This window comes from Carboxylicivirga agarovorans (genome assembly GCF_050589845.1).
GTDB classification, from domain to species: Bacteria; Bacteroidota; Bacteroidia; order Bacteroidales; family Marinilabiliaceae; genus Carboxylicivirga; species Carboxylicivirga agarovorans.
Genome location: NZ_JBNGPA010000001.1, coordinates 282,284 through 296,238, shown reverse-complemented (window position 1 = coordinate 296,238; position 13,955 = coordinate 282,284). Strand labels below are relative to the sequence as shown.

Sequence of the window (13,955 nt, the reverse complement as noted above, 5' to 3'; positions counted from 1 at the left end):
GATCACAATTCTTAAACCGATGATTCGATATTTATCACTTATATTTTTAATCGTACTGACTCAATTGAGTGGAGCACAAAAGATGGAAGACTGGGAAGACCCTAATGTCTTTGCCATTAATATGCTTGAGCCACATGCTATCTTTTATGTGTATGATGATCCGGAAGAGGCACAGGCGCATACCTGGGAGCAATCCAATCGTTACCAGTCATTAAACGGCAGCTGGAAGTTTAACTGGTCCGTTGCCCCGACAAAGCGCCCAAAGAACTTTTATAAGCCGGATTATGATGTAAGTGACTGGGATAACATTAAGGTGCCTGGAAATATCGAGTTACAAGGCTATTCTGCACCAATATACACCGATGTTCCATATCCTTTTGAGCCAAATCCACCATTTGTACCGGTCGATCATAACCCGGTAGGATCATACAAGCGTAAGTTCACCGTGCCGCAAAACTGGGATGGCAAGCAGGTAATCATTCACTTTGGCGCTGTTAACTCTGCCATGTACCTGTGGGTAAACGGACAAAAGGTAGGTTATGGCGAAGGCTCAAAAACACCAATGGAATTTGATATTACCCAATACCTTCAGAAAGGGGAGAATGATTTGGCTGTTGAGTTGTACCGTTTTTGCAGTGGTTCATACCTCGAGGATCAGGATATGTGGAAGATGAGTGGTATTGAGCGTGATGTATACCTGGTGGCCCGAACACCTGATCATATACGCGACTTCTTTGTGCATGCAGGTTTAAACAATAACTATACTGATGGAACGCTTAATGTGGATATCGAATTACAGCGTTCAGGTAAGGAAAAGCTGCAGGTAGGTATGGAATTGTTTGATGGCGAAACATTGATCGCCTCGACCAGGCAAACGCTTAAAGGTTCACAAAACCAATTGAACCTGTCCTTAGAAAAACCAATTACCAACGTAAAGGCATGGACTGCCGAAACACCCGAGTTGTATGGCCTCCGCATTACTTTATATGATAGTAAGAAGAATGTATTGGAATCAACAGTTCGTCGTATCGGTTTTAGAACATCGGAGATCAAAGACCGACAGTTACTGGTCAACGGAAAGGCTGTTACCATGCGTGGTGTTAACCGTCATGAGCATCATGCAGTCAACGGCAATGTGCTGACTGAAGCGGATATGATCAAAGATATCCGCCTGATGCAGGAGCACAATATTAATGCTGTTCGTGCGTCACACTATCCAAACATGGCTCGTTGGTACGAGTTGTGCGACGAATATGGAATGTACGTGGTAGATGAGGCCAATATCGAATCGCATGGCATGGGTTACGGTAAAGAGTCGCTGGCCAAGGATACAGCCTGGCTGGCAACGCATATGAACCGCACACAACGTATGTTGGAGCGTACTAAAAATCACCCGAGTATCATCATCTGGTCATTGGGTAATGAAGCAGGCGATGGTATTAATTTTGAGAAGACTTCTGCATGGATCAAGTCACGCGATACATCGCGTCCGGTACAGTATGAGCAGGCCCGCTCAAAAGATCACACTGATATTACGGCACCAATGTATGCTACCATTGACTGGATGCGCGAATACATTGAAGGAGATTATACTAAACCATATATCCTGTGCGAGTACGCACATGCCATGGGTAACTCAGTAGGTAACCTGCAGGGCTACTGGGACCTGATCGATAGCGAGCCAAGTTTACAGGGTGGATTTATCTGGGACTGGGCTGATCAGACCTTTACGGTTAAAGACCATGAAGGCAAACCATATTACGCCTATGGAGGTGACCTGGGTTATGTTGGTATCAGCAATGATTCGTCCTTTTGTGCCAATGGTTTGGTCACAAGTGATCGTAAGCCTAATCCACATATCTACGAAGTGAAAAAGGTATACCAGCCTTTAAAAGTATTGGAAGTAGATGCAGCCAAAGGGGAGTTTGAGCTGTGGAATCGCTTTAACTTTATAGGTACTGAGGCATGGGAGTTAAATTATACCATTAGTTATTATGGTGATGTGGTAAGTACGGGATCTGTTGCAATGCCTGAAGTGGCGCCACAGGAAAAGGTGGCTTTCACAGTTGATTACGGAGCTCTTGATAAGCAGGTAGGCGGAGAATATTTAGTGACCTTCCGCTTGCACCAGAAGGACAAGACGGCTCTGCTTGGCCGTGGTCATGAAATGGGATGGGATCAGTTTGTCATCAAAGCTTTTGACAAAGAAATAGCGCGAACAAACACGAGCAGCTATAAGGTCAAAGAAACCAAAACGGATATCATTATTTCCAATGCACAAAACAAGCTTGTGTTTAATAAGCAAACAGGTGAATTAACACAATGGGAGGCCAGGGGTAAAGCCTTGTTAAACGCTCCGCTTCAACCAAACTTTTGGCGTGCGCCAACTGAAAATGATCTGGCCTGGGGCATGAACATTAAATGTGCATCATGGCAAAGCACAAGCTGGAAAGCTGCAGAAACAAAGGTCAATAAATTGCATGACCGTGTTGAAGTACAGATTAAACTGGCATTGAGCCAGGCCAATTCTTTTGTAACGACAAGCTACGAAGTATTTGAAAATGGCGATATTAGTGTAAGGGCTGATTATGCCATTAACGACACATTGCCTGAACTGCCACGTGTAGGATTGGCATTTAAGCTATCAGCAGACTATGATAACCTGCAATGGTACGGACGCGGTCCGCTTGAAAGCTATGCCGATCGTAAAACAGGCATGAAGAAAGATGTGTATGCCGGTAAAGTCTGGGACCAGTACTACCCATACGTACGTCCGCAGGAAACGGGCCTCAAGGAAGATGTGAACTGGTTTACTCTTACCAATAATGAAGGTGAAGGTATACTTGTTGTGGCTGATCAGGCACTGGCCTTTAATGTGCAGCAGTTTGATTTCAAACAGCTGGAACATCGCGGGCAACGTGATATGGCACATGGCACGGATCTGGAGCCGGGTGATGAAATATCAGTCTGTCTTGATCACAAGCACATGGGTGTAGGAGGTGACACAACATGGGGCTGGCGTGCGCAGGCACATCCGCAGTACCGTGTCCCGGCAGGTAACTATTCATTCAGCTTCCGCCTGAGTCCGGTAAAAGCTGATGAGACAATGAACAAAGTACAATACACATACAATAACTAAGTCAAGGGATTTAAATGGAAAGCATTCTGTTTTTGGGGGGAGGAATAGTAATAGGTTTTCTGATTCGATTCAGAAAGCAACTGCGTGATTATGTGGAGAAAGGCATCACCATTATGATATGGGCTTTACTTCTTTTGCTGGGTATCGCTATAGGAGCCAATGAGCAAATTATAGAGAACATGCATGTTATCGGAGGTAAAGCAGTGGTTGTGACAATAGGTGGGATTGCAGGCAGTATAGCCTGCTCATATATGGTTTATCGTAGATTTTTTAAACAATGAAGGGAACAATAATCACCGTTTTATTTTTTGTGTTGGGATGTGTATTGTCCATATACGACCTGACACCTGCAGTTCTGCTGGAAAACGACTATAGCACTTATGCGTTATATGCGTTAATGGGATTAGTTGGTGTTAGTTTAGGGATGGACGAGGCATCCATTAATATTTTGAAGAAAGTAAATGTAGGATTACTGCTTGTGCCTGTTTCAATTGGGCTGGGAAGTATCCTGGGTTCGGGATTGGCCTACTGGCTGATAGCAGAACCTTTTGTTGAGGGCATGGCTGTTGGTGCCGGTTTTGGTTACTACAGCCTGTCAAGTATAATTATATCAAATACCTATGATTCGATATTGGGTGTTATTGCACTTATATCGAATATATCACGCGAACTTATATCCTTACTAATGGCCCCGGTATTGGTGAAGGCATTCGGCAAAATGTCTCCGATAGCCAGCGCCGGAGCAACTTCAATGGATACAACCTTACCAGTAATTACAAGATTTTCCGGTAAAGAATATGCTTTGATAGCACTATTCAGCGGTATTGTGTTGACGATTCTGGTACCCTTGTTGATACCATTGATTCTTTAGTAAAGCTAAATAAAGTTTAGAAGTAAATTTTACACAACGATCTGGTGTACCAAATGGGTGAGTTACTCACCCATTGGTGCAGTCGGGTTGCTAAATCCTTTTTTATACACTTTAAAAATTCGAAATGAGGGAATTAATGAAGTTTCAGTTACGGGGCTTTAAAAGTCTCGTGCTAGCAACACTTTTATTGTGTTCTACGTCAGTTATGTTTGCGCAGCAGATGCGCATGGTATCAGGTACTGTTACCGATGAAACCGGTTTTGGAACACCGGGTGTCAACGTATTTATACAGGGCACAACAACAGGTACAGTAACAGATTTAGATGGTCGGTATAGCTTAGAGGTAGCCGACGGCAACGTGCTGGAGTTACGTTATATTGGCTATAATACTTACACAGTAACAGTTAGTGCCGGTACTGATGTTTACAATGTTCAGCTTGAACCGGATAACGAACAGCTGGATGAGGTGGTAGTTGTCGGTTACGGTATTCAGAAGAAGAGTGACCTGTCAAGTGCTGTATCAACCATTAAGGCCGATGAAGCCAATAAAATTGCAGCGTCATCGCCAGGTCAGATGATGCAGGGACGCTCTGCTGGTGTTTCTGTGGTGTCAGGCGGTTCACCTGGTTCTGCACCATATATTAAAATCCGTGGTATGTCTTCCTTTGGTGATGTACAGCCCTTGTATGTGATCGACGGTATTCCCGGAGGTGACCTGGCAATGATCAACCCTGATGACATCACTTCTTTTGAGGTGTTGAAAGACGGTGCGGCAGCTGCTATTTACGGTTCATTGGCTGCCAATGGTGTTATTTTGGTAACAACCAAGTCAGGTAAGAAGAATCAGAAGGCTAAAATTGACTTTAGCATGTATACCGGCGTTCAGTCGGCAACCAATGATTTGCCAATGGCTAACTCGGCCCAGTGGCATTCGATCATGGGCGATGCTTACGGTAACTCTGTTAATGACGGTTCCATAGCGCCAGATAAAATACCGGCTTATCTGAAACCAGATTCCGGTTTCGACCTGAATAACTATGCTGATACCGATTGGCAGGATGAAACACTGCAAACAGGTACCATTCAAAATTACTCTGTTGGTATCAGCGGTGGTGGTGAAACATCTAACTACAACCTTTCCACCAACTATTTTAAGCAGGAGGGTGTGGTTATCAATACCGGAACAGAGCGTTATAACTTCCTTTACAAGTCAAGCTTCGAAAAAGGAAACCTGACTGTTAAACCTCAGGTAATGTATATGCACTCTGTTACCGATAAAAATACCATGAGCATGTCGAACATGCAGAAGGCTTTTCCAATGGTATCGGTATATGACGATAGCAAAGAGTCGGGTTATGGTTACCTTAACGAATATGGTATTCGCAGTGGTGCCAACCCTGTTGGTCAGTCCGAATTAATTGACCGTCAAATCACCAAGGATCAATTGCAGGCCAACTTAGGCTTAAACTACCAGATTACCGGTAACTTATTCGCTGCTGCCAACTTTGGTTATAGCAAGAATTTCTATAAAGAGCGCAAACACTCACCGGCTTATGTGCTGGCTTCTGATACACGTCGTGAAGACCCGTATTTGTTAGAATATCGTGCTGAATGGATGGATATCAATTACGATTTTACCTTAAACTACATGAAGACCATCGATAAGCACAACTTTACTGCCATGGCGGGTATTGTAGGTTACAAATACGATTACTCCAATGTTCAAATGGAAGTGACCGGTGGTGCTATGTTCCCTGACTTTGGAGGACTGGAGCCTTCACTGGATGGTATGGCATCAGGTGATTTCATTGGTGAAGGTGGTTTTACTACGGTAACACGCTTTAGCTACATGGGACGATTAAACTATAACTATGATAACCGCTACTTAATTCAGGCAACCGTCCGTACCGATGGTTCTTCTAAATTTGGTAAGGACAATCGTTGGGGTACTTTCCCATCAGTTTCAGCAGCGTGGAAAATTAACAATGAAGCGTTTTTTGCCGACTACACACATATCTTCTCTGAGTTGAAGCTACGTGGTTCGTATGGTATTCTTGGTCGTGAAACCTCATTGGGAGCCTATTCCCGTCAGGCATTGGTGCAGTCGGGTTGGTGGTATGTATTGAACAACAGACCTGTTGGTGGTATCGGTTCATTCGAACTGGCTAATAACGAGCTGATGTGGGAAGAGTCAAAAACAATGAACATCGGTTTGGACTTCGGTTTATTCAAGCATAAACTTTATGGTACCGTTAACTACTACCAAAACGATTCAGAGTCATTATTGCTTGAGGAACCCAATACACCGCCATCAAGTGGTGTGTCTGCACCTATTGTTAACCTGGGAACAATCTCTAACCGCGGTTTCGAATTTGAGCTGGGTTACCGTGGATCGGTAGGTGAATTAAAGTATGACCTGAAAGGTAACTTCACAACCATTACAAACGAGGTTAAATCCTTAGGTGGAAAAGAGGGCATGTTGCCGGGTGATGACATTGCCTGGTCGGGTTCTTATACTTTCTCAGGTGTAGGAAGTGCTGCATCTCAGTTTTATATGTATAAATCAGATGGTTTATTCCAGTCGCAGGAAGAAGTGAATAACTATGTTGACGGCGAGGGTAATATGATACAGCCTAATGCTAAACCCGGTGATGTGAAGTATGTGGATGCTGATGGTAACGGAACAATTGATTCCAATGATATCACTGAAGTAGGTTCGCCTCTTCCATCTATCGAGTATGGTTTCAATATTGGTTTAACATACAAGGCATTTGACATGTCAATGTTCTTCCAGGGAGTGGCCGGTAACGAAATATTAAATGTGAACCGTTATGAAATGGAGGCGGCTAACTCGGGTTACAACGTGTCAGGTAAGCTAACAAATGCATGGACACCAACTAACACCAATACCGATATTCCACGTAACGTTATTGAAGATAACAATAACAACTACATGATGTCTGATCGTTACCTTGAGAATGGATCTTATTTCCGTTTAAAGAATATCCAGATCGGTTATACTCTGCCGCAAAGTGTATTGAATAAGATTAAAGTAGAAAGATTGAGAATTTACCTGAACGCTGACAATGTGTTTACCATTACTGATTACAATGGTTATGATCCTGAAGTGGTTCCTGTAAATGCACTGACGCAGGGTGTTGATCATGGAAACTATCCAATGTACAAAACATTTACTGCAGGTGTTCAGCTAACATTCTAAAACAATCTTAGAAATTTTAAAAACTATCATGATCCAGTATGAAACACCCGGAGTGATGACTAAATACAAAGCTTGTTTTACCACGTTTATTGTCATCAGTCTTAATACTTGATACTTGTATCCTGATACTAAATTTTAAGCAGATGAAAAATATTTCAATCATTATAGTTATTCTGTTTTCTTCATTGTTATTCACATCATGTGAAGATTACTTGACACAGAATTCACCGGATAAACCAACCACCGACCAGATTTGGGTTAGCTATGACGCAGCCGAGAGTTATATGATGTCGGCTTATACCTATATCTCCAATACAGGGTGGAGTTACCACGAGTACTTTTATTTACCACAAAACTTCAGGGGCGATGATATCTTCCCTGAATTTGGAACCACAGCCTGGGGCTACCTGGGGCGTATCGTTAGTTTTAATAATACTGCTGCCGATGTGTCAGATTATATCTGGGGACGCTGGTACAAAGGTATTAAACTAGCCAATGACGTGATTGAGAATGTGCCTCAAATGGACATGATCTCGCAGGAAGAAAAAGACCAGTTGGTGGCCGAAGCTAAATTCTTACGTTCGTTCTACCTGTTTAATCTGCAAAAGAACTTCCACGCCATTGTGATGCCTTTAAATGTTGCCGGATCAACGGGCGAATTACAATTGCCTGCATCAACAAGAGAGGAAGTATACAAGCAACTGGAAGAGGATTTCACCTTTGCATCAAAGCACCTGCCAGCCTCATGGGATGACGAGAACGAGGGACGTGCAACCCGTAATGCCGCATTCGCATTTCTGGGCAAAACCTGCCTGTTCAATAAGGAGAACCAGAAAGCCCTGGATGCCTTTGCTGAAATTAAAGGACAGTCATTGGTGTCGGGTGCCGAATACCGCAGTTTGTTCGATGGTACAAATGAAGTAAATGACGAGATCATTTTTTCACGTGGTTACACTGCCGATCAAATGGATATCCTCTACTTGTACCACCAGCTTGGTGTTGCTTTATCACCTGAAGAATTGAGAGGTGGATGGCACATGGCAAGTATCTCTGATTACTTTATGAGCCAGCTTGAGCCAAACGATATTCGTCGTGAAGCATCCGTTTTATTAAGTGGTGAGGAGTTTGACGGCGAGGTGATTACCTTCAACGATTATCCTGATTTTAAAATGAGCATCAAGTATGTTGAATCATTAAACGCTATCGAAACCAACCGTAGTGTTGTTGATTTGATTATGATGCGCTATGCCGATGTTGTATTGATGGAGGCTGAGGCCTATTACGAAGTTGGTAATACTGAAAAAGCTCTTGAAAAAGTGAATGATATTCGCGAAAGAGCCGGTCTTGATGATGTGAACCTGTCGGGTACTCAATTGCGCGACGAAATCAGAAAGCAACGTATGATCGAATTGGTAGGTGAAGGATCGAGGTTTTATGACTTAGTACGTTGGGATATTGCCAAAGAGCAGTTAACAACAGCAGGTCAGCCTTATGCCGATAATTTTGAAACGAAGCACAATTACTTCCCTGTTCCGTTGGAAGAAGTGCAGCGTAACCCAATGGTTGATCCAACACCAGGATTCTAAAAGATATAAAGACAGATGTTTTGAAATCAATATCGTTCCAGATATTGTCGTTTTAGCATGTATAAAGGCGCAGACTCGTTTCTGCGCCTTTTTTATTGAATTTATTTGAAATGGAATATTCTATCAGGCCCATAGTCAATGATTCTATCAGGGGGGATAACTTCAAAAACGGCTCAATTTTATTAACGAAGGATTAACGGATTATCCATTTTTCTGTGGCTACGCCATTTACTTTCTCCTTGACAATCGCAAAGCGATTAATGGTCCATTTGCTCTATACGATTGGTGGTTGATTATTCATGGTTAAGGTTTTCAATGTTTGTTGTGGTACCCCATTATAGTTTAATACCAAAGCCGAATATAACACTGTGATCCTTCCAGTAATCAGGTATAAGCATGCTTAGCTCATCTTCCTCTAACACACTTGTTAAACCATAATTAAAGCGGGTCAGAAATACGCCATTTAACTTATCCGATAATTTAAAGGTGTAATCAATTTGTGCTGACAGTCCTGTAGCAATTGACTTGTAACTTCCTGTCATATCTCGGTCATAGTCCTGTACGGGATCTATTGAAAGCGATGATGACTCATTTTCAGGCAGCGTTATCAGACCTGTGGTATCAATATAAATTGTTCCCTTTTCTTTGGCACGTATTACAAAACCAAGATAGGGGCCTGCTGCCAATGACATGTTCCTCGATCTTAATCCAAACAGCAATGGTACATTGATATAAGATGTGGTTTTTTCGCCCTTGTTCTCAATGGCTCCTGCTTTCTCGTATATGCTCGTCGTATTAGTGTTATAGTTGAATCCTGTCATAAGATATGACTTTTCAGTTAGATCATATGATGCCATTATTTCTAAGAAATACCCAAAGGCTGCGCTATATTCAATATAAAGCTGATCTTCAGTCATAGTTAATGTGTTAATCTTTTTTTTATGAGGTACTGATAGGCTTGTGCCTGCGTTAATCTGATAATTTAGTCTTTTGTTTTCCTGAGAACAGATATCTGTTGTTATTATGAAGACAAAAAAAAGGAATAGTGAGTATTTCATTAGTGGTTTGTTAAACTGATTTTAATATAGAATAATATCAAAGATAGTGGGCATTTGCACATTAAATATTTAGTTGAAATTAAAAGTCAATAAGAGTCCTAAAGAAGATGAACCATATTCCATTATTGCAGGAGTAATAGACAAGGCTAAATCATCTGAGATATTAAAATTGAAGAATTATATGATGCATTTGGATCTGCTGTTTTTAGGATACTGCATAGGTCGTGTAGCTCATCAATACTATTAACTTTAAATATGGCACTGTCCGTTTCACTTGCCTTTTTATATTTCAAACCATATTCAGATAATACCTTCTTTACGTTTTCTTCTGTAATTTGTGATTCACCGATATCTCCTTCAAAGTTTGCTTGGTCTTCAATGGGTTGGTAATTTGCTCTATTGGATTTATCACATCCTGAAAACATCATTCCGCCAAATAATATGGCGATAATGAAACATTTTAGTTGTTTCATGGTAAGTTTGTATTGTGGACCAGATGCATAATGCACCTGGTCCGTGTTAAACATTTGACAGGGACTTCATTGGTTTCTCAGGCCGGAGTCCCTTTTTTCATTAAACTATCTGTAGCTTTTAATTAATGCCGTCATTCAGTATTATCTGACCGAAGCACTACTAAATACACTACTCTTTTTTGTACTCTACACTTTTAAGCACTTTTTTAACCTTAACACCAGCCTGATATGATACTTTGCAATCTTTGATCATGTCAGTTGTGAAGTCTTCCTCGGTTTCAGCGCCTTTGCTCGACAGGTTTACCTGCAGGCGGCCTATTTCACCAAGTTCAACGGTTGCGCCTTTGGCCAGGTATTCAGGTACAACCCGTGCCAGGGTCATCAATGCAGTTTTTGTATCCAGCTCATTGACTGGCGATATTTCAGCAATACGATTAGCCAGTGTGTCCAGTGAAATCTTTTCAGGCCTTACAACACTTGCATAATAAAGCGGATCGGCTTCCGGTTTACCGGGATGTTTGCGTGGAATCAACTTAAATTTAATTTCCAGAACAGTTACAATTAGGAATTAACAAAAATATTAACATGTATATCAAATGAGATGCTATTTGCTGCCTGTTTAAAGTGCTCGTGATAATATTTAAAAGTGCTCGCGGGGATTTCAACTGTGCTTGTGATGTTTTTTTAAGGGGGTTTAAGATGTGATTTTTCATAGCGTGTATTTTCTTTACTTGTAATTAAGAGTAAAATTATGTTGGTAAATATATATGAACCAAATGAGTCCTATATGGGAAAAATTAGTATTTTTCATTTTTTTTCACCCGCTGATTTGAAAGCCGAAATTGATTCCGTTAACAGCAAAAAAACACTGTTTTATTTTCTGTTTAGATTGTGTATCTGTCAGTATGTGAGTGAAATAGTCACTACTGTTTCAAAGAGTGTGACGGTCAACATTAAGCACTACTTTAATTTTTGCCTCCTTAGCCTTGTTTTTCTTTTTGATAATCCGCTGCACTTTCTCACCTTTGCCTCAAAACATATTTAAATGAAAAAGTATACCCACCTCCTTATAGCGGCACTCATTTTTATTGCAGCTTACTCGTGCCAGCCTAAAAAAGAATATATCCGTACCGAAGGGCTTATTTTTGGTACCATTTATCATATGACCTACGAGCATTCAGCCGATTTGTCTGATACCATTCAAAACACTTTAAACGCCTTTGACTGGTCTATGTCAACCTACAAGCAAGAATCGACTATCAGCAAAATTAACCGTAACGTATCGCTTGAAACCGATGCCTACTTCAGGCAGGTGTTTAAAAAGGCTAAAGAGATTACTGAAAAAACAAATGGAGCTTTTGATATGACGGTTGCTCCCCTGGTTAACGCATGGGGTTTTGGTTTTTCAAAGAAGGATAGTGTTAGCGAAGGGCTGATCGATTCTATACGTCAATATGTGGGGATGGAAATGCTAAGTCTTGAAGGAACGCGCATACTTAAAGAAAAGCCTGAAATAATGCTCGATGGAAGTGCCATTGCAAAAGGCTTTGCCGTTGATGTGGTAGCCAATGTGCTGGAGTCATTTAACGTTGATAATTACATGGTTGAAATTGGTGGTGAAATGCGTGTCAAGGGTCTTAATCCAAAACAAACCACCTGGCGTGTGGGTATTGATAAGCCCATTGACGACCCGGAGGTGCTGAACCGTCAGTTACAGGAAATAATAGGTATATCGGATATTGCCCTGGCTACATCAGGCAATTACCGCAACTTCTATATAAAAGGAGGCAAGAAATATGCCCATACTATCAGTCCGTTTACGGGTTACCCGGTTGATCACCGCTTATTGGGTGTATCGGTGCTGGCACCCGACTGCATGAGTGCCGATGCCTATGCAACAGCCTTTATGGTGATGGGCTATGAAAAAAGCATGGCTCTTGTTGAGCAAAACAACGAACTGGAGGCCTATTTTATTTTAGACGGAGAGGATGATGAGTATGAGATTAAAATGAGTCCTGGCTTTTCAAAGTTTATTATTGACAAGCCATAAATCAGGTTTTAACTTGCACTATTAAAGTTGATCAGGAAGTTTCTGAGATACTGGTTTTTCTCACAAAGAGTGCATGGGCCTGAGAACATAGAACTGTGTGATGTGTGGCTGTGTGCTCTGCATAGTGGTTTTGTGTGAAAGGTATTCCAGACATCCACCTGGTTGATGGTATAAAAGAGTTACAGAATGTTAACCAGATAAAATCATTAACTCATGAGAAAAATTGCAGGTTATGGATGGCTACTCATCGCCATGGGTATACTGATTACGAGTTGCGAAAAATCCAGTGATCATCCTGTACATGAAAAGGAACAGTTAAGTCTTTCCCAGGCCCTTGACCAGGCAGCTTACGATATTGACCAGGTTGTTGAAGTCATTACACAAACCAATGCCTACAGCCTGTTTGTGCGCGAAGCAGGTAATAAAAGCACCAATCCAGGCGATAAACCACCCGGTCTGAACATTTACCTGAAAGATATACAAGGCGTTTATGAGTATTCGCCAGAAATGGATGCAAAGGCTCTTTTAGCCAGTCATGGAGACTGCCAGTCGTTTTTTCAGCGAACAGGAGACAGTGACTGGTTCATTATACATATGCCGTTTGAGATGGCACAAAATCCACATGACCTGTTTAAACATGAACCGGGCGATACATATAACAACAACCTGATGGTATCGACCTCGGAGTTCTTTTATGAGACAGATAAAAACCTGATGTGGCACGATTATCATTTGGTAACGCGCTTTGACCTGGAAGAAGAATATGCAGGAGAGTTATGGGTTGACGAGCGCAGTAACGGGCTGTTTAACGCTTATACGTCATCAAGATTTGGCTTTACCGATGAGCACTTTATTCATGTTGAAACACAGCTTGCCGATACCGTAAAGGTGGGATATAGTCTTGAAGATGCCGAAGGAGTTGCTTTATACAGCGAAATGGTGGCATTTAGCCTTAGCCTGATCAACGGTAACCCCAATATTCAGTTTCAATACGAAATACAGGTGGGTGATGTGCGAATTATTAAATCCCTTGACGAAGAAGATGAGCTGGTGTATGTTGTATACATAGATGGTGAACTGCGCGAAGATGCCATTGTTGAGGCTATTATTTATGATGGCGAAACACCAACAAGCATCAACTGTTTATTTATGAATAAGAATAAGGATTATCAGATTATGCTGGACGATGAGCCTCCAATCCTGCTTTCCCAGTTAATGGGTGATTCACAGGATATTTTATCTTCTTTATTTATTTCAATGCGCGACCTGTACCTCTCAAAATATGTTATAAACATACTGGCCTGGCAAATATATGCCGAGGAAGCCTGTAGAAATAAATAATAAAAAGGGAATCAGTTTCTTAAGAAGCGATATAAAATATTAGGTGTTGGGTTTGGGTGTAATGAGTTGAATTAAAAAGAGGGTGTTCAAGATAATAATAACTCTCGCAAAGAATGCAAAAGATAAAACGCAAAGATCGCAAAGTTCAGAATGGCAACACCATACCCTTTGCGATCTTTGCGAAATTCTTAGTTGTCTTTGCGTGAAACTTAAATTT

Annotated in this window: 10 protein-coding genes; 7 read left to right on the top strand and 3 right to left on the bottom strand. The window is 41.5% G+C overall.

Features of this window, described 5'->3' with window-relative positions:
- The first annotated feature begins 19 nt into the window (after window positions 1–19).
- The 5 genes from lacZ to ACRD69_RS01170 all read left to right on the top strand — a co-directional run bounded on the left by lacZ (window position 20) and on the right by ACRD69_RS01170 (window position 8,816).
- A complete protein-coding gene (gene lacZ / locus ACRD69_RS01190) occupies window positions 20–3,139 on the top strand; it encodes a beta-galactosidase, LacZ type (protein ID WP_430813225.1) in 3,120 nt (1,039 codons plus the stop codon).
- A 14-nt stretch (window positions 3,140–3,153) separates the two neighbouring features.
- Window positions 3,154–3,420 (top strand): LysO family transporter, encoded by a 267-nt coding sequence (locus ACRD69_RS01185; RefSeq protein ID WP_430813224.1) that lies wholly within the window; start codon window positions 3,154–3,156, stop codon window positions 3,418–3,420.
- Window positions 3,417–4,010 (top strand): LysO family transporter, encoded by a 594-nt coding sequence (locus ACRD69_RS01180; RefSeq protein ID WP_430813223.1) that lies wholly within the window; start codon window positions 3,417–3,419, stop codon window positions 4,008–4,010. Before ACRD69_RS01185 ends, ACRD69_RS01180 begins: the two co-directional genes overlap by 4 nt.
- A gap of 136 nt (window positions 4,011–4,146) precedes the next feature.
- Window positions 4,147–7,230: a SusC/RagA family TonB-linked outer membrane protein gene (locus tag ACRD69_RS01175; protein ID WP_430813222.1), complete on the top strand. Its 3,084-nt coding sequence runs from the start codon at window positions 4,147–4,149 to the stop codon at window positions 7,228–7,230.
- Window positions 7,231–7,373: 143 nt separating this feature from the next.
- Window positions 7,374–8,816, top strand: coding sequence for a RagB/SusD family nutrient uptake outer membrane protein (locus ACRD69_RS01170; RefSeq protein ID WP_430813221.1), 1,443 nt, complete (start codon window positions 7,374–7,376; stop codon window positions 8,814–8,816).
- A 335-nt stretch (window positions 8,817–9,151) separates the two neighbouring features.
- Here the strand turns inward: ACRD69_RS01170 and ACRD69_RS01165 are convergent, their stop codons facing one another.
- From ACRD69_RS01165 to ACRD69_RS01155, 3 genes are all read right to left on the bottom strand, one after another.
- The gene (locus ACRD69_RS01165; protein ID WP_430813220.1) at window positions 9,152–9,874 is read right to left on the bottom strand and encodes an outer membrane beta-barrel protein; all 723 of its coding nucleotides are present in this window, start codon (window positions 9,872–9,874) and stop codon (window positions 9,152–9,154) included.
- Between the two features lie 146 nt (window positions 9,875–10,020).
- Window positions 10,021–10,347 (bottom strand): hypothetical protein, encoded by a 327-nt coding sequence (locus ACRD69_RS01160; RefSeq protein WP_430813219.1) that lies wholly within the window; start codon window positions 10,345–10,347, stop codon window positions 10,021–10,023.
- 169 nt (window positions 10,348–10,516) lie between these two features.
- Window positions 10,517–10,891, bottom strand: coding sequence for an HU family DNA-binding protein (locus ACRD69_RS01155; protein WP_430813421.1), 375 nt, complete (start codon window positions 10,889–10,891; stop codon window positions 10,517–10,519).
- Between the two features lie 501 nt (window positions 10,892–11,392).
- Between ACRD69_RS01155 and ACRD69_RS01150 the strand changes: the two genes are divergently transcribed.
- Together ACRD69_RS01150 and ACRD69_RS01145 are read left to right on the top strand one after the other, a co-directional pair.
- Complete coding sequence (locus tag ACRD69_RS01150; protein WP_430813218.1) at window positions 11,393–12,397, top strand: FAD:protein FMN transferase; 1,005 nt, start codon at window positions 11,393–11,395, stop codon at window positions 12,395–12,397.
- 213 nt (window positions 12,398–12,610) lie between these two features.
- Window positions 12,611–13,738, top strand: a complete 1,128-nt coding sequence (locus ACRD69_RS01145) for a hypothetical protein (RefSeq protein WP_430813217.1) — start codon at window positions 12,611–12,613, stop codon at window positions 13,736–13,738.
- The last annotated feature ends 217 nt before the right edge of the window (window positions 13,739–13,955 follow it).